The organism is Bacteroides faecalis (assembly GCF_003865075.1).
GTDB lineage: Bacteria > Bacteroidota > Bacteroidia > Bacteroidales > Bacteroidaceae > Bacteroides > Bacteroides faecalis.
Window position 1 is genome coordinate 51,959 of the sequence record NZ_BHWB01000004.1, and the last position, 24,832, is coordinate 76,790.

The window sequence follows — 24,832 nt, forward strand, 5'->3', positions numbered from 1 at the left end:
AGGCCGTGAGGCCAAAGTCTAATTTTATTCGAATAAACAATGAGCACAGAAAACGAAGAATGGCGCGAAAATTCTTTTAATGAAGAGAATACAGGTGCCGGCCGTGATGGTAACAGGTCTTACAACAGAGAAGGTGGAGAACGTCCGTATCGTCCTTCTTACAATCGTGAAGGTGGCGATCGACCGTATCGTCCACGCTTTAATGCTAACAATGAAGGTGGTGAACGTCCTCAGCGTTCTTATGGTGACCGTTCTTATGGTGACCGTCCTCAACGTCCTTCTTACAATCGTGAAGGTGGTGATCGTCCGTATCGTCCACGCTTTAATAACAATGGTGAAGGTGGTGAACGCCCGCAGCGTCCTTACAATCGTGAAGGTGGCGACCGTTCTTATGGTGACCGTCCACAACGTCCTTCTTATAATCGTGAAGGTGGTGAACGCCCTTATCGTCCACGCTTTAATAATAATGGTGAAGGTGGTGAACGTCCGCAGCGTCCTTACAATCGTGAGGGAGGCGACCGCTCATACAGTGAGCGTCCTTATCGTCCTCGTTTCAATAATGGTGAAGGTGGCGACCGCCCTCAACGTCCTTACAATCGTGAGGGAGGTGACCGCTCATACGGTGATCGTCCTTATCGTCCTCGTTTCAATAATAATGGTGAAGGCGGCTATCGTCCACGCTTTAATAATGACCGACAAGGTGGTTACCGTCCGCGTCCACGTACCAATGACTATGATCCAAATGCTAAATATAGCAGAAAGAAACAAATTGAGTACAAAGAACAATTTATTGATCCGAACGAACCGATCCGTTTGAATAAATTCTTGGCAAATGCTGGCGTTTGCTCCCGTCGTGAGGCTGATGAGTTTATTACTGCCGGTGTGGTTTCTGTAAACGGTGAAGTAGTTACAGAATTAGGAACAAAGATTAAACGTGCAGATGTTGTGAAGTTTCATGATGAAACGGTTAGCATTGAACGTAAAGTATATGTATTGCTGAATAAACCGAAAGATACGGTTACAACTTCTGATGATCCTCAGGAACGTCGTACTGTGATGGATTTGGTAAAAGGTGCTTGTGCAGAACGTATTTATCCCGTGGGGCGTCTCGACCGTAATACAACTGGTGTATTGCTATTAACGAATGATGGAGATCTGGCTTCTAAACTGACGCATCCGAAATTTCTGAAGAAGAAGATTTATCATGTTCATTTGGATAAGAATCTGACAAAAGCGGATATGGAACAAATTGCAGCTGGAATTCAATTGGAAGATGGTGAAATTCATGCAGACGACATCAGCTATACAGATGATTTTAAGAAAAACCAGGTTGGTATCGAAATTCACTCAGGTAAGAACCGTATCGTTCGTCGTATATTCGAATCACTGGGATATAAAGTAATAAAACTCGACAGGGTATTCTTTGCTGGACTTACTAAGAAAGGTTTGCGCCGCGGAGACTGGCGTTACCTGACAGAGGTAGAAGTAAACTATCTCCGTATGGGAGCGTTTGAGTAATTTATAATATTGTATTAAATTAATTTTATGGAAAAGATTGGTAGAACAAAAATTGTTGATCTGTTTAAGCGCGAAGATTTTGGCGCTGTGGTCAATGTGAAAGGATGGGTTCGCACCCGTAGAGGTAGCAAACAAGTAAACTTTATCGCACTGAATGACGGTTCTACAATAAATAATGTGCAGGTTGTAGTAGACTTGGCTAATTTTGACGAGGAGATGTTGAAGTTGATTACTACCGGCGCTTGTCTGAGTGTGAATGGGGTAATGGTGGAATCTGTGGGTTCCGGTCAGAAAGTGGAAATACAGGCTCGTGAAATCGAAGTTCTGGGTGTCTGCGACAATACCTATCCATTGCAGAAAAAAGGTCACTCCATGGAATTTTTGCGCGAGATTGCTCATTTGCGTCCGCGCACCAATACTTTTGGTGCAGTGTTCCGTATTCGTCACAATATGGCGATTGCTATTCACAAGTTTTTCCATGATAAGGGATTTTTCTATTTCCATACTCCGCTTATTACAGCTTCCGATTGTGAAGGTGCCGGACAAATGTTTCAGGTAACCACAATGAACCTTTATGATCTGAAAAAAAATGAAGCCGGTTCTATCATTTATGATGATGACTTTTTTGGAAAACAGGCTAGTCTGACTGTTTCTGGTCAGTTGGAAGGTGAATTAGCTGCTACAGCTTTAGGGTCTATCTATACATTTGGTCCGACTTTCCGCGCTGAGAATTCTAATACTCCACGCCACTTGGCCGAGTTCTGGATGATTGAGCCGGAAGTAGCTTTCAATGATATTCTTGACAATATGGACTTGGCAGAAGAGTTCATTAAATATTGTGTGAAATGGGCATTGGATAACTGTGCGGATGATGTGAAATTCTTGAACGATATGTTCGATAAGGAATTAATAGAACGTCTGCAGGGTGTTTTGAAAGATGACTTTGTACGTTTGTCTTATACAGATGGTATTAAGATTCTGGAAGACGCTGTAGCAAAAGGACACAAATTTGAATTCCCCGTTTACTGGGGAGTGGATTTGGCTTCTGAACATGAGCGTTATTTGGTAGAAGAACACTTCAAACGTCCAGTTATTCTGACTGATTATCCGAAGGAAATTAAGGCCTTCTATATGAAGATGAATGATGACAATAAGACAGTACGTGCAATGGATGTTCTTTTCCCGAAAATTGGTGAAATTATTGGAGGCTCTGAACGTGAATCAGACTATAACAAGTTGGTTGCCCGTATTGAAGAGCTACATATTCCAATGAAGGATATGTGGTGGTATTTGGATACTCGTAAGTTTGGTACTTGTCCTCACTCGGGCTTTGGGCTCGGTTTCGAACGACTACTGTTATTTGTGACAGGTATGTCGAATATTCGCGATGTGATACCATTCCCGCGTACGCCAAGAAATGCTGAATTCTAATATTTTAGTATATTTATGTAAAGAGGTTGTGTCAAAATGCTGGCACAACCTTTTTTTATGCGCAAAGCCCAGACTTTCGCAAGCCCGGGCTTTGTTATTACCCAAAATTTTTGTAACTTTAGGCATAAAGTTTTTCGTTATGGCAAAGTTACATTTTCGTCCTTACATTCCCAACCAAACAGTTCTTTTTCCCGGAAGAATTGATGAGAACATAGCATCGAACGATCCGGTTCGCATCGTTAATACAGTTGTTGATAATCTCAATCTTGACAATTTCAAGAAGCTTTATAAAGCAACCGGTCGTTGTCCTTATCATCCTAAAATGATGCTCAAGGTAATTATCTACGCCTACATGAACAATATCTATTCGTGCCGCAAAATAGAGAAGCTTCTCCTACGTGACATCCATTATATCTGGCTTTCCGGTAATGAACATCCGGATTTTATTACCATCAACCGTTTTCGAAACCGTGTAAAAGAAGAAATAAATACCGTATTTACGCAGTTGGTTCTTGTCCTTGCCGACAAAGGTTTTATCAGCCTTGACGTAGAGTATATCGACGGTACCAAGATTGAGTCCATGGCCAACAAATATACTTTTGTCTGGCGCAAGACAGTCGAAAAGAACCGTACAAAGCTGATGGATAAGATCCGCATTCTCCTGGAGCAGGTAGATGAAGCCATAGCCCAAGAGAACTCCTCCAAAGACACATCCGTAGAGTTCACTCCTGCCATGCTCTCAGATATAGTGAATGAACTTAAAGAGGTGCTGGAACACCAGCCTGTAACAAAGGACAAGGAACAAAAGAAAGTCATCCGGGAAAAGAAGAAACAGGTCCGGGAACTTGAGGAGTACCGTGACAAGCTGATGGAATACGACAATCACCTTGAAGTCCTTGGAGAACGTAATTCCTATTCTAAGACCGATCCTGATGCTACATTCATGCGTATGAAAGAAGACGCCATGAAGAACGGGCAGACCAAGCCCGGGTATAATTTACAAACAGGTACTGAAAACCAGTTCATCATAGACTTCCGGCTGTTTCCCAACCCCACCGATACGCTGACCCTGATCCCTTTCTTCCACTCCTTCCAGCACCGCTATAACCGCTTACCGGGTATCGGTGTGGCAGACTCCGGTTACGGCTCGGAAGAAAATTACCGGTTCATGCAAGATAATGGGATAGAAGCCTTTGTCAAGTACAACTACTTCCATAAAGAACAGCGTCCCCGTTATACCCCCAACCCATTCCATGCGGAGAGTCTCCATTACAATGCGGGGGAGGATTACTACGTTTGTCCTATGGGGCAGCACATGAACCGTATAGGAACCAGACGTGACAAAACAGCGAGCGGATACATCTCCGAAAGTGCCCGGTATAAAGCACAAAGATGCGAAGGCTGTCCTTTGCGTGGCAGTTGCTTTAAAGCCCGGGGGAACCGTATTATAGAAGTCAACCACCGGTTAAACCAATACAAAAGGCAGGCACGGGAAAGGTTGCTCTCAGAAGAAGGAATCAGGCATAGGGGCAGGCGGTGTATAGAACCGGAAGCCGTTTTTGGACAAATGAAATACAACATGGCATACAGAAGGTTCCGGCATATGGGAGAAGACAAGGTGACAATGGACTTTGCCTTCTTTGCCATAGCTTTTAATATCAAAAAGATGTGTGCAAAACTGAGAAAGGCAGGAAAGGAGTTCATTACACTTGCTAAATCTATATTTATTGGGCTATTTATAACTCGATACAACGGGAATATAGTAACTTGTTACCAAATGAATGAGAAAAAAGCGGCATAGCCAAAAGAAAAGATAACAGGACTATAAATTTTAGAAAAAGGTTGTGCCAACGTTTTGACACAACCTCTTTTTTTGCTCATAATAATTGTCTTTTCAAAAAAAATATTTATATTTGGACATAGGGATTGAAGAGTATTAATTAAAATCATATTATCATGAAAAAGCTCTATTTCTTTACTGTTTTAGCTGTGATGTTAATGGCAGTAACTGGTGTGATGGCCCAAAAGAAAACAAAGTTCAAACCCGCCGAATTGAAAGGAATATGGCAATTATGTCATTATGTGTCAGAGAGCCCGGACGTTGCAGGTTACTTGAAACCTAGTAATACTTTTAAGGTATTGAGTGATGACGGCCGAATTGTGAATTTTACTCTTATTCCCGGTTCTGATGCAATCATTACCGGATATGGTACGTGGAAACAACTGACGAAGAATTCTTATAAAGAGAGCATCGAGAAGAATATTCATCTTCCGATGTTGGATAATAAGGACAATGTATTGGAGTTTGTAATTGAGGATAATGATTACATGCATTTGAAGTTTTTTATAAAAATGATTTGAACGGAAATGAGTTGAATACCTGGTATCAAGAAACATGGAAACGAGTTGGGATGCCGGATAAATTCCCAGAAGATATTGTGAGATAAGTAAATTTGTCATATTGTATAGGAAAATTGCGTATTTCTTTTTTTGTATAGAGTAGAAGTACGTAATTTTTGTATATTTTTGACGAATCATTATTTTGTGTATCAGTAGCGTGAATAATGGACTATTAATTAATATAACACTAACATTGTTAAAATGAAAATGAGACGAACACTATGTATTGCCATTTGTGCTATGGGCTTGCTTGCTAGTTGTAGTGCTTCTTGGGCAAGTACACCAAAATGGTTTAAGAATGCAGTGAAGACTTCTAACCATCAGCTGCTTTACATGGCAGAACAATTGAAAGATGTACAGAACAAAGTTTACTTTCCACGCACTCTCAAAGCTGATGGGAGTTATGCAATGGGGAAAGCTCAAGATTGGACAAGTGGTTTTTATCCAGGTTCATTGTGGTTAGCTTATGAAATGACAGGTGACGAAGACTTGGCAAAAGAAGCTCGGAAATATACTAACCGACTGGAGGAAATTCAGTATTATACAGGAAATCATGATGTTGGGTTTATGATGTATTGCAGTTATGGACATGCCATTCGTTTGAAACCGGAACAGAAGGATAAAGAAATTCTGGTTAATACTTCCAATAGTCTTTGTAAACGCTTTAATCCGGAGGTAGGATTGATTCGTTCTTGGGATTTTGGTAAATGGACTTATCCTGTTATCATTGATAATATGATGAATCTTGAACTTCTTTTCTGGGCGTCTGAGCAGACTGGTAATTCGAAATTTCGTGATGTAGCCGTTGCTCATGCAGATAAAACTCTAAAAAATCATTTTCGTGAGAATATGTCATCTTATCATGTAGTCAGCTATTCTGTTCCGGATGGTAAAGTAGAATCTAAGGGCACTTTTCAAGGATACTCAGATTCTTCAGCTTGGGCACGTGGGCAATCTTGGGGGCTTTATGGATATACAATGTGTTATCGTTTTACAAAGAATCCGGCTTATTTAGAAGCAGCACGTAAAATCGCTCATTTTATCATGGAAAATCGTCCTTCGAAAAAGGACTATATTCCTTATTGGGATTATAATGCACCCGATATTCCCGATGCACCGCGGGATGCATCGGCAGCTGCTATTACGGCTTCGGCATTACTTGAATTAGGTGGATATGTGGACAATCATAAATTAGGTGATAGCTATATAAAATATGCAGAAAATATTTTGAAACAACTTTCTTCGTCAGATTATTTAGCGAAGGAGAATGAGAATAAAGGATTTATTTTGAAGCATTCGGTTGGTAACTATCCGGGCAAAAGTGATATAGATGTACCGCTAAACTATGCTGACTATTATTATTTGGAAGCGCTAAGTCGATACGGTGAACTGAAAAAGTTTAATTAAAGAGAAAAGGTTATTTCCAACATGAAAATTCTAAGTTGAGTCATCCGTCGATTGAATTTTTTTCAAGATATTCCCTTACTTTACACTTCTCTATATCTGAAATGGTAAAGTAAGGGGATTAAAATATCAGTAGATAAATCAGACTTTGAACTCTGAGAATTTTTCTTTCTTATTGATTTTCCTTTGGCCAGAATTAGTCTTACAATGTTTCTCTGCCTTGTCTTTCAATTGAATATAACCAAAAAAAGATAGAAATAGTTTGCCATTTCAAAGAAAAGCCGTACTTTTGCAAGCCGATTATTATCTCAAAATGATAAGAGATTAATTCATAGCAAGTTAGTTATCCTTTTGTCCGGGGAGGCTAATAAGTGGTGAAGAACAATTTTAGTAGTAACATTTAAAAAACAAAATTAAGAGTGGATACTTTAAGTTACAAGACCATTTCTGCAAACAAGGCAACTGTAACCAAAGAATGGGTTATCGTTGATGCTACAGACCAAACTTTAGGTCGTCTGGGAGCGAAAGTTGCAAAATTGTTGAGAGGAAAGTACAAACCGAACTTTACTCCTCACGTAGACTGCGGTGATAATGTTATCATCATCAATGCAGACAAAGTAAAATTGAGTGGCAATAAATGGAATGACAGAGTTTATTTGTCTTACACAGGATATCCTGGTGGTCAGAGAGAAATGACTCCTGCTCGTTTAATCGCTAAACCGAATGGTGAAGAAAGATTGCTGAAAAAAGTAGTGAAGGGTATGCTCCCTAAGAATATTTTGGGAGCTAAATTGCTGGGTAACTTGTATGTTTACGCTGGTAGTGAACACAAACATGATGCTCAAAACCCAAAAATGATTGATATTAATTCATATAAATAAAATATAATGGAAGTAGTAAATGCATTAGGCAGACGTAAACGTGCAATCGCACGTATATTCGTAAGCGAAGGTACAGGAAAGATTACTATTAACAAGAGAGACCTTGCAGAGTACTTTCCATCAACTATACTTCAGTATGTTGTAAAACAACCATTGAACAAGTTGGATGCTGCTGAGAAGTATGATATCAAAGTAAACTTGTGTGGTGGTGGTTTCACAGGTCAGTCTCAGGCTTTGCGTTTGGCAATAGCTCGTGCACTGGTTAAGATGAACGCTGAAGATAAAGCAGCTCTTCGTGCTGAAGGCTTCATGACTCGTGATCCTCGTTCTGTTGAACGTAAGAAACCGGGACAACCGAAAGCTCGTAGAAGATTCCAGTTCAGTAAACGTTAATATCTGCTGGAGGAATCTCTGGAGAGAAGTACGTTTAGTATCTAAACTACCGGGACTCATCAGACTACCCGGCGGTTGGTTTAGAAAAAACAAAAAAGAAAGTAAACGATTTAAAGAAAAACAAGATGTCAAGAACAAATTTTGATACTTTATTGGAGGCTGGTTGCCACTTCGGACACCTTAAAAGAAAGTGGAATCCTGCAATGGCTCCTTATATTTTCATGGAACGCAATGGTATTCACATCATTGACCTCCACAAAACAGTTGCAAAAGTAGATGAAGCTGCTGAAGCTTTGAAACAAATTGCTAAATCTGGCAAGAAAGTTCTTTTTGTTGCTACTAAAAAACAAGCTAAACAAGTTGTGGCTGAAAAAGCTCAATCTGTTAATATGCCTTATGTAATCGAGCGTTGGCCGGGTGGTATGCTTACTAATTTCCCGACTATCCGTAAGGCTGTGAAGAAAATGGCTACTATCGATAAATTGACTAACGATGGTACTTATTCAAATCTTTCTAAGAGAGAAGTTCTTCAAATCTCTCGTCAACGTGCAAAATTGGACAAGACTTTAGGCTCTATCGCTGACCTGACTCGTCTGCCATCTGCATTGTTCGTTATCGACGTAATGAAAGAAAATATCGCTGTTCGCGAAGCTAACCGTTTGGGTATTCCTGTATTTGGTATCGTTGATACTAACTCAGATCCAACTAACGTAGATTTCGTAATTCCGGCTAATGATGATGCTACTAAATCAGTAGAAGTTATCTTGGATGCATGCTGTGCTGCAATGCAAGAAGGATTGGAAGAAAGAAAAGCTGAAAAGATCGATATGGAAGCTGCTGGTGAAGCTCCTGCTAACAAAGGCAAGAAGAAATCAGCCAAAGCAAGACTCGACAAATCTGACGAAGAAGCTATTAACGCAGCTAAAGCTGCTGCTTTCATCAAGGAAGACGAAGAGGCTTAATATAATAATGTGCCAATTTGCTAATGTGCAAGAGCGTATTGATATGCTTGCATTTTAATTGGCAGATTGGCACATTTTTTGTTTTTGAAAATTATTATTCATTTAAATAGAGGAAATACTATGGCTGTAACTATGGCTGATATTACCAAGCTGCGTAAAATGACCGGAGCTGGTATGATGGATTGTAAAAATGCATTAACTGAAGCAAACGGTGACTTCGACGGTGCAATGAAGATTATTCGTGAAAAAGGACAGGCTGTTGCTGCAAAACGTTCTGATCGCGAGGCTTCTGAAGGTTGTGTACTCGTTAAGGCTGAAAATGGCTTTGGAGCTATGATTGCTTTGAAATGCGAAACTGACTTTGTTGCTAAGAACGAAGATTTCATTAAGCTGACTCAAGATATTTTGGATGCTGCTATTACTAATAAATGCAAGACTTTGGATGAGGTGAAAGCTCTTCCGATGGGCACAGGTACTATTGCTGATGCTGTAACAGACAGAAGTGGTATCACTGGTGAGAAAATGGAATTGGACGGATATGCTACAGTAGAAGGTACTGCTATTTCTGTTTACAATCATCAAGGTAAAAACTTCCTTTGCACAATGGTTGCATTGAATAAGGAAGTTGATCCGACAGTAGGTCACGAAGTTGCTATGCAGATCGCTGCTATGAATCCGATTGCTATCGACGAGAAAGATGTTCCTGCTGATGTATTGGAAAAAGAAAAAGAAATTGCTGCTGATAAAGCACGTCAGGAAGGTAAACCTGAGAACATGATCGAAAAGATCGCTATGGGCCGTATTGGTAAGTTCTATAAAGAAGTTTGCTTGCTCAAACAAGAATATATTCAGGATGCTAAAATGACAGTTGCTGATTTCTTGAAATCTCAAGATAAAGATCTGACTGTAACTGCATTCAAACGTTTCACTTTGAGAGCTGAATAATTCTCGAACGTAACATTTTATAAAGAAAAAGCCGTCTCTGCAAGGGGCGGCTTTATTTTATCTTTTTCATTTAATTGAAGCTTGATAAATAAAATTAGGTTGATGGTTTCTCCAAAATAGTCTCTGAAGTTTCATGTGCTATGAAATATGGAAAACTATACGAAGATTTGGTAAGTATACGTATAGCTTTATAAAGCTCCAAATCTTAATCCCCTACGCGCATCGTTATTTTATTTGGAATCTACAGGTCAAACTAAATAAAGATACGAAGTTGATTTTTCTTAAAATGTCTAGTTAATGTGATTTCAGTTTTATATTGAAATGACCTCTTTTATTTTAGCAAGTTTTATCCCCCGGCACCTTTGGTTTTAATGTAGCCTTCTTTAATTAGTAGTTCTATGATTTTAGTTTTGAAATCACCCTGCACAATGATCTCGCTATCTTTCGCTGAACCACCGACTCCACATTTACTTTTCAGTAACTTACCAAGTTCTTTCAAGTCGTTCTCAGTGCCAACAAAGCCAGTAATTAATGTTACCGCTTTTCCACCCCTGTTCTTTTTATCAATGGAAACTCGGAGATTCTGTTTGGTTTTATCAAGAGTAACTTGTTCCTCATCATCGTCCATTTCATAATTGAAGTTTGGGTTGGTAGAATATACCACATTCAATCTATCTTTCCAATCATTGTCTTTCATACCTGTTGTTTTAATTTCTTTCCCAAAAGTATTAAACTTACCGAAATGCGCAAAATTTGTGTCAGTTTTCCTTGTTTTGTTTAATCTCTATTAAGGTTTTACAGTCTTGGATTGTCAGTCTCAAAAAATAGTGTACTTTTGCAAAATACCAAATTTTGTAAGCAGTATGAGCACTTCTGTACGAAAAGAGGCGGATAAAGTGCCGGAGCCTACCTTGCGGAGACTTCCCTGGTATCTGTCGAATATAAAACTAATGAAGGAGAGAGGAGAACAGTATGTCTCTTCCACTCAAATATCTAAAGAAATAAATATTGACGCATCTCAGATCGCCAAGGACTTATCTTATGTAGATATCTCAGGTCGTACAAGGGTGGGATATAATGTTGATGCTTTAATTGAAGTCTTGGAGAGTTTTCTTGGATTTACTGATATGCACAAAGCTTTCTTGTTTGGTGTTGGTAGTTTGGGAGCCGCATTGCTTCGTGATTCGGGTTTGCATCATTTCGGATTGGAAATAGTAGCCGCTTTCGATGTAAATCCCGACTTGGTAGGAAAGGATCTGAATGGAATTTCTATTTTTCATTCGGATGATTTTGAAGCAAAGATGAAAGAATATGATGTCAATATTGGCGTGCTTACAGTTCCTATAAATATAGCTCAGGAAATTACAGATAAGATGGTGGACGGAGGTATTAAGGCAGTATGGAATTTTACTCCGTTTCGTATTCGTGTCCCTGAGACTATTGTGGTGCAGAATACCTCTTTGTATGCCCATTTAGCTGTTATGTTTAATCGATTGAATTTTAACGAGATCAAATAATGAAGATTATTGCAGTAGGAATGAACTATGCCCAACATAATAAGGAATTGGGGCATACACAAATAAATACGGAACCTGTAATTTTTATGAAGCCGGATTCAGCCATTCTGAAGGATGGTAAACCGTTTTTCATTCCTGATTTTTCTAATGAGATACATTATGAAACGGAACTAGTGGTTCGGATTAATCGTTTGGGGAAAAATATAGCTTCTCGTTTTGCGGATCGTTATTATGATGCTGTTACTATTGGTATTGATTTTACTGCTCGTGATCTCCAACGGAAATTTCGTGAACAGAGAGGACCTTGGGAACTTTGCAAAGGATTTGACTCATCGGCTGCTATTGGAGATTTTGTTCCGGTGGGCCGTTATAAGGATGTTCAAAATTTGAACTTTTCTTTGGCTATTGACGGAAAGGAAGTACAGCATGGTTGTACGGCAGATATGTTGTTCAGAATTGATGATATAATTGCCTATGTCAGCCAGTTCGTGACACTGAAAATAGGTGATCTACTATTTACAGGAACTCCTGTAGGGGTAGGTCCTGTGAGTATTGGACAACATTTACAAGGATATCTTGAAGAGGAAAAGTTGCTTGATTTTTATGTTCGTTGAACTCTTCCGCTTATAAGTCTATATCATCCGGGAAAGGAAACATGATATTCGGAAAAAGATTTATAATTCCGAGGAAGATGTCAGTTACTTTATTTTAATTATACATCTTCCTTTCTGAAAGATGTAATTCTTTTATATCAAAGTGCTGCTGGCTTTTCAGAGATAAATGTATTGGCTTGTTGATTCTTTCTTGGCTTAGTTTAAGTAACTTCCTCTCTTTTTCTTTACTGAAAAGAAAATAATATTTTCCTACTTTTTTTCTATCTTGTGGGTTGGTATTTGCAGAAGATGTAACATGCAGGAGTCAGGACAATAAGATGGGTGCATTCTAGTGGAGGTAAAATTACTTGTTTGCCCTATTGCCCGGTTAATAGCTATAAAGATAAAAGCGAGAACTAATATTCATTTTTTCATAACCATTCCAACAATTGTTTGTACTTTTGCAAATATAGTAAATAAGATCGTATATCGTAAATAATAAAGATGAAAATAAGAGTAGGTTTTGGCTTTGATGTTCACCAGTTAGTTGAAGGACGAGAATTATGGTTGGGTGGTATTCTTTTGCAACATACAAAAGGTTTGTTGGGGCATTCGGATGCTGATGTGTTGATTCATGCTATTTGTGATGCCTTATTGGGAGCTGCGAATATGCGGGATATCGGTTATCATTTCCCGGATACAGCCGGAGAATTTAAGAATATTGATAGTAAGATTTTACTCAAGAAAACGGTGGAACTTCTTGCGGCGAAAGGGTATCGTGTGGGAAATATTGACGCAACCATATGTGCGGAACAGCCGAAATTGAAAGTGCATATTCCTTTGATGCAAGAAACATTGGCTTCTGTCATGGGTATAGATATTGATGATATATCCATAAAAGCAACTACTACAGAGAAATTAGGTTTTACTGGGCGCGAAGAGGGTATTTCAGCCTATACTACCGTATTGATAGAAAAAGAATAATTCCATTCATTGAAAAAGATCATCCTCTAAATAATAAATGATTATGAATCGACCTTTAAAAATATTTCTGTTATTAACTTCTCTTTTGATGGGAACTTTCTGTTGGGCTCAGAAGGGTGAACTGAAATTTAATAAAGATGGTAAATTTAAGATAATACAGTTTACCGATGTTCATTTCAAATATAAGAATCCTGCTTCTGACATAGCATTAGAGCGTATTAATGAAGTGCTTGACGCTGAACGTCCGGATTTGGTAATCTTTACCGGAGACGTAGTGTACTCTGCTCCGGCAGATTCTGGATTATTGCAGGTGCTTGAACCGGTAAGTAAACGTAAAATACCTTTTGTTGTCACTTTCGGTAATCATGATAATGAACAGAAAATGACTCGTGAGCAATTATATGATCTTATTCGGAGAGTTCCCGGCAATATATTACCTGACAGAGGAGACGTTCTTTCTCCGGATTATGTCTTAACAGTAAAAGGATCTTCGGATGCAAAAAAGGATGCAGCAATCCTTTATTGTATGGATTCTCATTCTTATTCCCCATTGAAAGATGTAAAAGGCTATGCCTGGCTAACTTTTGACCAGATAGCTTGGTATCGTGAGCAAAGTGCTGCTTACACTGAACGAAATGCCGGGAAACCGTTACCGGCACTTGCTTTTTTCCATATACCCTTACCGGAATATAATGAAGCAGCTTCTAATGAGAATGCCATTCTTCGTGGCACCCGAATGGAAGAGGCTTGTGCTCCTAAGTTGAATACAGGAATGTTTGCGGCAATGAAAGAAGCAGGAGATGTTATGGGTGTTTTCGTCGGACACGATCATGATAACGATTATGCAGTGATGTGGAAAGGTATATTGTTGGCTTACGGTCGTTTTACCGGTGGAAATACGGAATACAATCATTTGCCGAATGGAGCCCGTATCATAGAGTTAAATGAAGGTACACGTAGTTTTACTTCCTGGATTCGTCAGGAAGATGGAGTAGTGGATAAAATCTCTTATCCTGCAAGTTTCGTCAAGGATGATTGGACAAAGCGTTGAGATTAGCTAGCTTTACATGGCTGAGGCGCGTATATTTAATCCCATAACTTTCATATCTGCGTGAGATTCGCGCAGATGTTATATATACAATTTGTCCCGGTTCGTATTCGTGTTCTAATCCAGACAAGGTACATGATACGGAACTGGGATTTTTTGATGAAATCGTCATGATCACTAAATTACCACTTGCATCGTTCAAAGTCAGTATCTGTTTGACATAGAATTGTGGAATGTTGCCATTCAATCTTGTTTTATATGGGTCGTCTTCTAGTCTTACTCGCGTCACTTTCAAACTCAAGTCTGTTAGTTTTTCACCGGGTTCACCCAGATAACGGCTTTCCCGCCGCGTTTCTTTGACTTTACGTAACATAAAGTCCAAATGTATAGAATGATAGGCTTGAGCTATTTTTACGAATCGTTCCTGCTTGGGAATGTTAGGAGTAAATTTATAGGCAATCCAGCTGAGGTATGGCGGATCTATTTTTAAAATCTCATGTAGAAAGTGTCCGCGGTATTTTCCGAAAGAGATAAGATCGTCACCATTACTCTGCATTCTCTTCTCATTATACTCTACGAGGATAAGACAACGCTGTGAGTAATAAAGCATAGTACTAGCCATTCTCAATGATTCATTAATATCTGGTGACAGGTCATGTATATAAATAATAGATTGTTTTTCAAGTAAGGGAGAATAGAGCCATAACGAATAATTAGGTTTTCCTGGTCTAGGCAATACTACGAAATAAACCCCAGCTTCCTTGAAAGAAGCTCTCCCTCGATTGTATTCATTGAGCTTGGCATACAATAAGGCCTGTTCGCTTGCGGTAATACCCGGTAATTTTGGATTAGCCATAATTGTGTTTGCTTTAAGTATATCTCAAATATACGAATATTATTTCATAAAAGCAAGTTCTTTTGCTGTTTAGATAAGCTCAATTAATAATGTTTTTGTTTATTTCATTTGAATGAGTTGTTAGTTGATTTAGAGAGATTATCAGAAGTCAATTATTACTTTTCCTTTTTCGGAAATAGAAAGTTGAAGTATAACTGACTTTTGACAAGTTCTTTTCAATTATAGATTTTTATTTGTTCATTTGTTAAAGTGTTTCAGATGATTTTTCTATTGGACATATCCTTATAACCGGATTCTCATCTATTTGTAATGCTTCCAATTGTTCTTTTAATTTTGCATCGATTATATAATCAAATTCTTCTATATATAGTTCATTATTAGCTACAGTAAATACAAAATTTTCATCTGAATAGAATCTTACATTGTATTTCCTCATATCTATGCTACGGTCATTAAATGTTTTTTTATCGAAAAATAGATGAAATTGTGTAGATGTTTTTTTGTTTTATTATGATAAAGATAATGTTTTTTTGTTGTCACTAAAGTAAGATACTAAAATCCCATTTGCTAAATTAGATAATGAATTTATACCGTATGAAAAATCATGTTTCGATATATCGTTTTGAAATTCCATAATATTATTATAATTACCTTCTAGATAAGATACAGGTATTTTATAATTGTCAAAATCCAAATAATAGCAAGGAATGCATTTATCAGAGGATAACTGATAAATGGTGTCATTATACAATTCACAGAACAATATTTCTTCTTTGCACTTGCTAAAATTGTTTGCGTTATGAACATGCAAATAGTTTGATTTTTTAGATGAAATAGGGTAAAAAGAATTTGATAAAATTGATGCATTTATATTATATATTCTGAATTTATCATTGTTTGGGGGAGAAGTCTGGTTACCACTATATAGTAAGTTTATAGAGTCATTGATATTTTGTAATCCTATACTCCAATGATTCAGTTTGATTTTTTTTTAATTTCCTGATAGGTCATATTGCATGATTTTTTTTCCTCTAGTGTCTAATACTGAAATGACTCCTTTATTTCGACATATGTCAAAATCGGACAGACCTATATATTCTTCCGGTCCTTCTCCTCTTTGATTTACTATGTTTTTTAACTTTCCATCTTCATTAAAGAATAAGATCATATCTTCACTTCCTATTATAATTTGGTTATTTATATAAAATATCTTTTTTATATTTCTTATTAAACAAGAATCATTTGTATCTAATTTAATATACTTGACACTGGTTGATAGTTTAGACGAATCGAAAGGGGGATCCTTTACATCCTTCATTACAATGGTTAAAATAGTTGTTTGACTATCGGTCTGTTGTTGTTTTCCGCAACTATATAATAACAATAGCATGGCAGATATAAATATTATTTTTCTCATCTTATTTTATTTATTGAAATGTCTTTCGGAATCAGGAACTGTTCCATAGAGTAGTCCTTTATCACTGCTTCCTTCTCCACCATCTGCTAATGCTTCCGTTAGCTAATGCTAAATTGGAGATTGGGTTTGTTATATGAGAATGATATACGTTGTAACTTACAAGAAAAATAAATGCAATTGCAAAGGTTAATTCAATCAGTATTTTCATCTTTAGTTGATTTTTAATTATTCTGCTTTCTTGTTTTGTAATAAATAAGCAAACAAACGATTTATTTGTTCATCTTCGGCTTAATTCTTAAATTTGCATTGGACTTACCTCTCTTCATTTTAAGGAGAGTTACTGGGTAAAAAAGAATATATTTCTGAAAAAACAGTTTTCTTTTTTTCCTCTTCTTAAACTCTCATAGTTCTTAGTTTATGTTTCCTACAAATATCAAGTATAAGAGCTGTTTTCTGTATGATAATATACATTTATTATTTTTTTAGGTACTTTATTTTTCTCTCTTTATATATATTTAGCTTGGAAATAATATATGTATGGATAGCTCCTTGCTGCTCTACTTGTTTCTGATTTGCGACAGGAAAGAATGATAAAAGATACCGAATTGAAAAAACAGTTTTCATTTTATTAGATTTATTGGATTAATATATATAACAAAAGTAGTGTTAAAAAAGGAAATTGGCTGACCATTTCTGACCAATTGTTTTTAAGAAAAAAATCCCATTTCATCGAAATTCTAAGCTTTCACTATTATGAATATAAGAATAAAATAATAAATAAATTGTAATGAGGCTTTGATATCTTTTCTAAATAATAATAGAGTTTATATCAGATAATAGATTAAAGCATTCTTGGATTTATTTTTTGTGATTAAAAAAATCATTTGATCTATTACGCTAAGATTGCACTTCTACTGACCTTATTTCTTTAGAGTGAAGTATTATACTCTTCTTTTATATTGCATAAGAATACATCTCTATACGTATTTATTGGTAATCTTTAGACATACATGTAGGGTAACCCTCGGATGTACGTCTGGGAACAATCGTTTTTATTATACCTTAATTCCGCAACACTATTATAAATTAAACTTTTTAAGTACCTGAGCAACAAAAAGTTGCTCAGGATTTTGCCATGTCAGAATTTTCACTTATCTTAGTGTTGCAAAAAAAACAAGAGAATCCGACGATAGACATGGCGAAGATACAAATTAAATCTGAGAGACTCACTCCTTTTGGGGGATTATTTTCAATCATGGAGCAATTTGACTCCACATTATCATCTGTAATCGACTCAACCCTCGGTCTAAGGTGTAGATCGTTCGGTTATCAGTACAGCGAAATCATCCGTTCTCTCATGAGTATCTACTTCTGTAGCGGTTCATGTATTGAGGATGTCACTACTCATTTGATGAACCACCTCTCGCTTCATCCGACACTTCGCACTTGTAGCTCTGATACTATCCTCAGGGCGATAAAGGAGTTGACGCAAGAAAACATTTCATACACATCAGATATGGGCAAGACCTACGATTTCAATACGGCTGACACTCTCAATACTTTATTGCTCAATTGTATATTTGCATCTGGCCAACTGAAAGAGGGTGAGATGTATGATGTTGATTTCGACCATCAGTTCATAGAGACAGAGAAGTATGATGCAAAGCCTACATACAAGAAGTTCCTTGGTTATCGCCCTGGCGTGGCGGTTATTGGCGATTTGATAGTCGGTATAGAGAATAGCGATGGTAACACAAATGTTCGTTTCCATCAGAAGGACACGCTGAAGAGGTTCTTTGCGAGATTTGAACAGAATGGGCTCACTATCAATCGCTTCAGAGCTGATTGTGGATCATGTTCCGAGGAAATCGTGGAGGAAATAGAAAAACACTGCAAGTCCTTCTATATCCGTGCTAACCGCTGCAGTTCGATCTACAATGACACCTTTGCTCTCAAAGGCTGGAAAACTGAGGAAATCAATGGCATTGAGTTTGAATTGAACTCTATCCTTGTTGAGAAGTGGAAAGGTAAGGCATATCGACTTGTGATTCAAAGACAGAAACGGATGGATGGTGTGCAGGATTTTTGGGAAGGAGAATACACATACCGTTGTATCCTGACTAACGACTATGATTCTTCCGTAAGAGAAATTGTCGAGTTCTATAACCTTCGTGGAGGAAAGGAACGTATCTTCGATGATATGAACAATGGTTTCGGGTGGGACAGATTGCCCAAATCCTTCATGGCAGAGAACACAGTGTTCCTTCTTCTTACAGCACTTATCCGTAACTTTTACAAGGCCATTATTCAAAGACTTGACGTAAAGAAGTTCGGGCTCAATGCAACAAGTCGCATAAAAGCGTTTGTCTTCAGGTTTATCTCTGTACCAGCCAAGTGGATCAGGACATCAAGGCGGTATGTGCTGAACATCTATACCTGTAATAATGCTTACGCAGATGTTTTCCAGACTGATTTTGGATAATGCCTACAACTTATGGGAATGATATTGTGTATTGCCTCAAGTCACATTGTGGGGTAAGGGGATATTGTAGGCAGAAGTGGGTGCTTCAAGTTCAAATTATCTGCAAATTCAGTAATGAGAGGACGTGTAAACGCAATAAGGACGTTCAAGGGCTTAGTTGCGGATTTGAGGAAATAGAAGAAACGTTCTTCTCCATTATTAAACCAATTCGTAAGTTCATCGTTACCAACAATTCCGAATGAGTAACGAACTTTTAACTTATCAAGGAAAGAAACATTCTTTAAAAATGCTTCATTTTTAATGTTCCAAGCAGCTCCAATAGAAGGAAAAAATCCCCATCTGTGTTTTTCGTCAAATCTTTCTGAAGCATTATAACCGAAATTAAATTCTGCCATATAACGATTGTCATATCCATAAGTTACACGACCGGACAAACTGATATTCCGTTGAGGAAGGGAACGTTCTAGATTACCCGCGTTAGAAAGTTTTTTCTCACGTACATAATATAGTAATGTTCCTCCTACATTATGAAGTTCATTAAAAGTATGATCATACATCAATGAACCTTCTATCCAGTTTTCATTCCATACTTCTTTTCCTTTTTCGCTATAATTCAGATAATCACGTCCTGTTGTTTCATTTAGGAGTATTACATCTTTCATTTCATTTTTATTTTCATTATCTTTAACACCCATGTAATAAAAAGGAACAATTGATCTGGAAAGGGCACTTTGAGCACTTCGTTTGGTATATGCCATCAAGCGTCCTTTCAATCCGGGAATAATAAAACTGAAATCCTGATTCAATTCAAATTGTGCAGTGAAATTAGCTCTATTATCTTCACTATATCCTGATAAAGCAGAAGCATAGGGATTGTAAAAAAGATCTGATTCGGATTGGGAGTTTTCAGACATAGGAGCATTTCCAAATAGAGGATGCTTGACCCACGAACGATATGATTGAGGATATACAGCAGGAAACATAACTGGATTGGCTTTCAGCAGACTTTTGAATACATCACCTCCCGTACCGACAGAAGGACCATGCAGGTAATCGAAAAGTGCATTAATTCTAACAGAAGCTTTTGTGCTATTCGTCAAATTCAGGTCTATGTTGGAACGAACTTCCATACTGGAATTCGACACGTTCGAATTAAAATCGTTTGACTTATGTGTTTTCAACATACCATCATCGTAGCGGTAAGATGCAGATAAATAATATTTGGCAATATCTGCACCTCCGGAAACATTCATGTTTATTCTGTGATTCAATGTATACTTCTTGATCATGATGTCACGCCAGTTATTGTTCGGATACAATAGAGGGTTCACTCCCCTTTTTGTATTCTCTATTTTATCAAAATCATATATTCTTTCTCCTCCTCGGGTAAGAGATGCATCATTAGCTAATTTCATATAACTAATATTGTCCGCAAGGTTATAATCTTTTGCATTGGTCGATAAAGAAGACTCATAACGAATATTAAATTTTGTTTTTCCTACAAAACCACCTTTGGTAGAAACCAATATGACTCCATTTGCCCCACGACTTCCATACATAGATGTAGCTGTTGCATCTTTCAAGATAGAAAATCCTTCAATATCATCAGGTTGTATCCTTGCCAATTCTGTTGTTGTAGATTCGATCCCATTAATCAGAATTAACGGATTGACTCTTCCTGTACCAAAAGAACCAACTCCTCGAATAAAAAATTGTGCATTATCGCGTCCCGGTTCTCCTGAAGTCTGGTAACTGATAAGGCCAGCTACTCGACCGGAAAGCATAGACGTTAAATTACTGCTTGGTCCTCTTAGTTCCGAAGGTCTAAGTGTTGCAACAGAACCTACTACTGTTTTTTTCTTTTCTTTACCCCATGCTGTAACAACTACTTCTTCCAATAATTCCTCATCTGCTTTTAAAACTATTTTTAGCTGAGTATTATTCTTTATTGGTACTTCCTGCGATCTATACCCAATATAGGATATTATTAATACATCAGTGGGTTTAGCGTTTAATTTAAATATTCCATTTGTGTTGGTAACAGTACCTACCGTAGTTCCCTTAATTTTGATATTGGCACCTACCACGGTAGTGACCTGATCTTCTTCATACACAACGCCTGTAATCTCCTTAATGTTTTGTGCCGTTAAGCTGCAAGGGATAAGCATTAATAAGCAGATACTTCGTACCCTTTTTAGTAGTTCTTTTGTTTTCATGTTTTTATACTTAAAGTTATATATTAGGATTTTATTCTCCGTTAATGGTATCTAATGTTTTCCAGCACTGATATAATCCCCTCGGCACATGAAAACATCCCTTCCACTTTCCCCCTTTGAGTGGTAGTAGCACTTCCCCTCTGCGATCCAGATACCCAAACCATTCGGGATATTGAGTATCCTTAAAATGGTTCCATGTATAATCGTGTACCTTCTCAAACCATTCCAGACAGTTTTTATCCCCAGTCAGCTGGTATCCTTTCAATAGCGAGATTAGTGTTTCGATATGCACCCACCAAAGTTTCTGGTCCCATTCCAACTGTTGGGGAGGACAGCCATTACGGTCCATGAAGTAGTATATACCACCGTATTCCTTATCCCAACCGTAATCGAGCATGGTAAGAGTCACATTCTTCGCCTTTTCGATCAATTCGGGACGGTTCAGGCGTTTGCCCAGATCCATGATGAACCACATGGCTTCAATAGCATGCCCGGGGGTGATCTGGCGACCTTCGAAACAGTCGGCAAGACTACCGTCCGCGTTTACATTCTCAACAATGATGCCTCCCAGTTCCGGACGGTAGAATACTTCCATTACTTCATGGATACATGTTTCCATGGTTTGTCGGAGGTACTCTTCATCCAATAAATGTTCGATTTCCAAAGCCAGATTACAGAGAATCATCGGTAAGGCGAAGTTCTTCAGATTACGGGTGCCCGGATGGAGCTTGTTCCATTTCCCTTTCGGATTATCGACTTTGGAAAGGACGATTTCAAATGTCTTCTTCGCTATTTCCGCATACTCTTGGTTGCCTGTGGCCAGACTCAGTTGTCCGAAGGCCATGGTGGCGAAGGTGTAGGAGAAGATGTTGTATGGTTCTACCAATGGGCTACCCGAACGCTCGAGAGAGAAGTACCAGTTATAATTCCCGTCATGTCCGTATTTCTTTAAGAATTCACCGCCTTGGATGGCGCAGTCGAGCCATTCCTGCCGTTTTTCCACTTTATTGTAGAGCATTGAGAACATCCAGACTTCACGCCCTTGAAGCCAGATGAACTTGTCGGTGTCGAATACGTTTCCTTCACGATCCAGGCAGGTGAAGTATCCGCCATGTTCCCGGTCTTGGGAGTGGTCGAGCCAGAAGGGAAGAACATTCTCGAGCAGTTCGTCCCTGTATTGATTTGCTAGTTTCTTAAAATCCATATTTCTTTTATTGTTAAATGATTAAGGTCTGTATGACTGTCCCGAACGGGTCCAGTATCTTTCTATTTCTTCCAGGGACTTGCCGGTGGTTTCCGGCACGAGTCTCCAGACGATGAGCATATAGGGTACGCACATGATGGCGAACAGGAAGAATGTTCCGGCGGGGGTGAGGTTTTGGAGCATCCAGGGGGTGAGTTGTCCGATCAGGTACGTTCCGATCCACAGGGCGAAACCGGCTATGGACATGGCCAGCCCGCGCACTTTGGTGGGGTACATCTCAGAGAGGAGCACGAAGACTACGGCGCAGATGGAGACGGCGCAGCAGAATACGTAGGACAAGAAGAAGGACAGCAGCAACAGGCTGGAGATTCCCAGGGATTCGCCATAGAGGAAGTAGAGGCCGATCAGGAGCAGGCTGATGATCATGCCGGAAACGCCGTAGTAAACAAGGTTTTTACGACCCACTTTGTCGATGATGATGACGGCCAGGACGGTGGTAAGGGTATTGACTAGTCCTACGAGAACTTGGTAAAACAGGGAATCTCCTCCTGAAAGCCCTGCATCTTCGAAGATGGAAGGACCATAATATAGTACGGCGTTCACTCCCATAAACTGCCCTAAAATGGCTATACACACACCAATGATAACCGCCTTAAGAATTCCCGGCTTCATCAGTAATGCCCATTCTGACTTTGTCTCAGAAGTTAGGACTGATTTTGTTTCACTTAATTGACATTTAGCTTCTGAAATCGAGTTATATATTCTCTCTAAAATATTGATAGCTTTTTCCTCTTTTCCTCTGACGATCAACCATCGCGGACTTTCTGGAATAAAGAATATAATAATGAAGAATAGTATAGCTGGTAATGTTTCCATTCCTAACATTCCCCTCCACACTTCAGAAACAAATATTTTATTGAGCCAGGAGATATTCAGTTGAGCACCACCTTCTACCCACGATAATAACTGATAATTGACTAAATAAGCTCCAAGGAAACCAACCGTAACAGCCAATTGATAAAGAGAGACTAAACGACCTCTGTATTGTGCAACCGAAACTTCTGAGATATAAAGAGGAGAAACAATAGAAACAACACCAATACCGACTCCACCTATAATGCGATAAACAACTAACTGTGTAAAGTCAGCAGAAATGGCACATCCCAAAGCTGATGTAGAAAATAATACTGCGGAAATAACCATCGTCATTTTTCGTCCGAGTTTATCACTCAAAATTCCAGCGAAAAGAACACCTATAATAGATCCTACTAAAGCGCATCCTACATACCAGCCTTGTTGCAATGCATCCAATTGGAAAAGTTGAGTCACCTGAGCTATTGTCCCGGATATGACAGCAGTATCATATCCGAACAAAAATCCTCCTAGTGCAGCTACAACCGAAAGGAATATAAGATAACTAAAATTAATGGTAGACTTCATAGCGTGTACTTATTTAATTTCAAAATACTCTCTATATCTATCATACAAATGCCCTGCCTGCAAATAAGCAGATTGAGGACTCATAAAATGAGAGAATTCAAAAGTAATAGCCTTATCGTATCCGGCTCGTTTAGCAGCTTCAAGTTTCATTCGAAGTTTATCAAATTTAATGGGTAGAAAACGAATAAGCATATCACGATCAAGCGTCTCTGCGTTTGTCCAACATTTCATACCATACTTATCTGCTAACTTTTTATTTACAGTAAAGAACTCATCTAATTCATCGTAGTCTATATGACCATCCTGAAAAGCACACGCATCTACCACATCATGAATACCATCAAAAATTTCATTCCATTCCTTTTCGTGTTGTTGCACAGAAACTGCATCTTCCTTGGTCAGTTTATCCGTACCCATAATAGCTTTCTTACCATCAATCCATGGAGAGATGAAAGTCGGGAGACCATTAGAAACATCCTTGCACTGTTTACCCATTGAATGAAAAGCATCAATTGCCCCTTTTGTCGCCCGACTAATTTCTCCACTGATGTACCAGCCACCGAAACTTTTATATTTCTCACCGTACATCTTCCATACTTCATCAATTACATATTTGTTATCCTCAATCTCCCAACTTAAATCTCCAGTATCCCAATAGCGTCCGGAATCATATAGACCAAAATAGAATTTCATTTTATACTTTTCAGCTAAACGCAAATACATATCCACTAAATCTACCGACGGCATATAACATCCTTTCTTCAAAAGATAAGGAGAAGGATAAGTCATAAACTTACGATAACCGGAACGAATCATGATTACTGTATCAATGCCAATTCTCTTCATATACTGAAAATCTCGGTCCCATTCTTTTTCTCCCCAGTTTTGATGAGGAATATCATGAGAAATCTCATCCAAAAATGTTCCGGTTATCTTTAAACCATTATTTTTAGGAACAATTAGTCTACTTTCTAAATTTCCAGCCATATCTGCCGGAGAGGACTCTCTCCTCCCCTCATCATTAGCTGCAAATAATGAAGGGGCAACTAAAGCAGAAGCCCCAGTTAAAGCAGCCTTTTTTAAAAAATCTCTACGATTATTCGTTTCCATAGTTTCAATTTTGTTTTATTTTATATATGTA

Annotated in this window: 19 protein-coding genes and 3 pseudogenes; 14 read left to right on the forward strand and 8 right to left on the reverse strand. The window is 38.3% G+C overall.

Annotated features, from left to right (window positions below; genetic code table 11):
- Positions 1-39: 39 nt before the first annotated feature.
- From EJF25_RS08110 to tsf, 9 genes and pseudogenes are all read left to right on the forward strand, one after another.
- Positions 40-1,518, forward strand: coding sequence for a pseudouridine synthase (locus EJF25_RS08110; protein WP_125040833.1), 1,479 nt, complete (start codon positions 40-42; stop codon positions 1,516-1,518).
- Between the two features lie 27 nt (positions 1,519-1,545).
- A complete protein-coding gene (gene asnS, locus EJF25_RS08115; RefSeq protein ID WP_025075943.1) occupies positions 1,546-2,949 on the forward strand; it encodes an asparagine--tRNA ligase in 1,404 nt (467 codons plus the stop codon).
- Between the two features lie 139 nt (positions 2,950-3,088).
- The gene (locus tag EJF25_RS08125; RefSeq protein ID WP_125040504.1) at positions 3,089-4,750 is read left to right on the forward strand and encodes an IS1182 family transposase; all 1,662 of its coding nucleotides are present in this window, start codon (positions 3,089-3,091) and stop codon (positions 4,748-4,750) included.
- Between the two features lie 155 nt (positions 4,751-4,905).
- Positions 4,906-5,396, forward strand: a pseudogene (locus tag EJF25_RS08130) (DUF4488 domain-containing protein).
- A gap of 160 nt (positions 5,397-5,556) precedes the next feature.
- Positions 5,557-6,756: a glycoside hydrolase family 88 protein gene (locus EJF25_RS08135; protein WP_125040835.1), complete on the forward strand. Its 1,200-nt coding sequence runs from the start codon at positions 5,557-5,559 to the stop codon at positions 6,754-6,756.
- A gap of 416 nt (positions 6,757-7,172) precedes the next feature.
- Positions 7,173-7,634 carry a 50S ribosomal protein L13 gene (gene rplM, locus EJF25_RS08145; protein ID WP_025075940.1) on the forward strand — a complete coding sequence of 154 codons (462 nt, stop codon included), beginning with the start codon at positions 7,173-7,175 and terminating at the stop codon, positions 7,632-7,634.
- Between the two features lie 6 nt (positions 7,635-7,640).
- On the forward strand, positions 7,641-8,027 hold the full coding sequence (gene rpsI, locus EJF25_RS08150; protein ID WP_077155340.1) for a 30S ribosomal protein S9: 387 nt from the start codon (positions 7,641-7,643) through the stop codon (positions 8,025-8,027).
- A gap of 125 nt (positions 8,028-8,152) precedes the next feature.
- Positions 8,153-8,989, forward strand: a complete 837-nt coding sequence (gene rpsB / locus EJF25_RS08155) for a 30S ribosomal protein S2 (RefSeq protein WP_025075938.1) — start codon at positions 8,153-8,155, stop codon at positions 8,987-8,989.
- Positions 8,990-9,109: 120 nt separating this feature from the next.
- On the forward strand, positions 9,110-9,934 hold the full coding sequence (gene tsf / locus EJF25_RS08160) for a translation elongation factor Ts (RefSeq protein WP_125040836.1): 825 nt from the start codon (positions 9,110-9,112) through the stop codon (positions 9,932-9,934).
- Positions 9,935-10,280: 346 nt separating this feature from the next.
- On the opposite strand, the gene EJF25_RS08165 is transcribed toward tsf, so the two are convergent.
- Positions 10,281-10,631 carry a translation initiation factor gene (locus EJF25_RS08165; protein WP_125040837.1) on the reverse strand — a complete coding sequence of 117 codons (351 nt, stop codon included), beginning with the start codon at positions 10,629-10,631 and terminating at the stop codon, positions 10,281-10,283.
- 166 nt (positions 10,632-10,797) lie between these two features.
- On the opposite strand from EJF25_RS08165, the gene EJF25_RS08170 reads away from it, so the two are divergent.
- The 4 genes from EJF25_RS08170 (at position 10,798) to EJF25_RS08185 (ending at position 14,079) form a co-directional block, all read left to right on the forward strand.
- Positions 10,798-11,451 carry a redox-sensing transcriptional repressor Rex gene (locus EJF25_RS08170; RefSeq protein ID WP_125040838.1) on the forward strand — a complete coding sequence of 218 codons (654 nt, stop codon included), beginning with the start codon at positions 10,798-10,800 and terminating at the stop codon, positions 11,449-11,451.
- Positions 11,451-12,065, forward strand: coding sequence for a fumarylacetoacetate hydrolase family protein (locus EJF25_RS08175; RefSeq protein ID WP_125040839.1), 615 nt, complete (start codon positions 11,451-11,453; stop codon positions 12,063-12,065). Before EJF25_RS08170 ends, EJF25_RS08175 begins: the two co-directional genes overlap by 1 nt.
- Positions 12,066-12,548: 483 nt before the next feature.
- Positions 12,549-13,028, forward strand: a complete 480-nt coding sequence (ispF, locus tag EJF25_RS08180) for a 2-C-methyl-D-erythritol 2,4-cyclodiphosphate synthase (protein ID WP_125040840.1) — start codon at positions 12,549-12,551, stop codon at positions 13,026-13,028.
- A gap of 43 nt (positions 13,029-13,071) precedes the next feature.
- Positions 13,072-14,079, forward strand: a complete 1,008-nt coding sequence (locus EJF25_RS08185) for a metallophosphoesterase family protein (RefSeq protein ID WP_125040841.1) — start codon at positions 13,072-13,074, stop codon at positions 14,077-14,079.
- Here the strand turns inward: EJF25_RS08185 and EJF25_RS08190 are convergent.
- The 3 genes and pseudogenes from EJF25_RS08190 to EJF25_RS25555 form a co-directional block, all read right to left on the reverse strand.
- On the reverse strand, positions 14,054-14,932 hold the full coding sequence (locus EJF25_RS08190) for an exodeoxyribonuclease X C-terminal domain-containing protein (RefSeq protein WP_125040842.1): 879 nt from the start codon (positions 14,930-14,932) through the stop codon (positions 14,054-14,056). The genes EJF25_RS08185 and EJF25_RS08190 overlap by 26 nt on opposite strands.
- Before the next feature lie 244 nt (positions 14,933-15,176).
- A complete protein-coding gene (locus EJF25_RS08195) occupies positions 15,177-15,368 on the reverse strand; it encodes a hypothetical protein (RefSeq protein WP_125040843.1) in 192 nt (63 codons plus the stop codon).
- A 72-nt stretch (positions 15,369-15,440) separates the two neighbouring features.
- Positions 15,441-16,349 (reverse strand): annotated as a pseudogene (locus tag EJF25_RS25555) (DUF4934 domain-containing protein).
- A 1,195-nt stretch (positions 16,350-17,544) separates the two neighbouring features.
- Between EJF25_RS25555 and EJF25_RS08210 the strand changes: the two are divergent.
- Complete coding sequence (locus tag EJF25_RS08210) at positions 17,545-18,831, forward strand: IS1380-like element ISBf12 family transposase (protein WP_009040242.1); 1,287 nt, start codon at positions 17,545-17,547, stop codon at positions 18,829-18,831.
- A gap of 215 nt (positions 18,832-19,046) precedes the next feature.
- On the opposite strand, the pseudogene EJF25_RS08215 reads toward EJF25_RS08210, so the two are convergent.
- The 4 genes and pseudogenes from EJF25_RS08215 to EJF25_RS08230 form a co-directional block, all read right to left on the reverse strand.
- Positions 19,047-21,047 (reverse strand): annotated as a pseudogene (locus EJF25_RS08215) (SusC/RagA family TonB-linked outer membrane protein); the annotation flags it as partial.
- A gap of 31 nt (positions 21,048-21,078) precedes the next feature.
- Entirely contained in the window at positions 21,079-22,251 is a 1,173-nt protein-coding gene (locus EJF25_RS08220) for a n-acyl-d-glucosamine 2-epimerase (protein WP_125040767.1), read from the reverse strand.
- Between the two features lie 21 nt (positions 22,252-22,272).
- The gene (locus tag EJF25_RS08225; protein ID WP_125040768.1) at positions 22,273-23,691 is read right to left on the reverse strand and encodes a sugar porter family MFS transporter; all 1,419 of its coding nucleotides are present in this window, start codon (positions 23,689-23,691) and stop codon (positions 22,273-22,275) included.
- 9 nt (positions 23,692-23,700) lie between these two features.
- The gene (locus EJF25_RS08230; RefSeq protein ID WP_125040769.1) at positions 23,701-24,801 is read right to left on the reverse strand and encodes a DUF4434 domain-containing protein; all 1,101 of its coding nucleotides are present in this window, start codon (positions 24,799-24,801) and stop codon (positions 23,701-23,703) included.
- Positions 24,802-24,832: the final 31 nt, after the last annotated feature.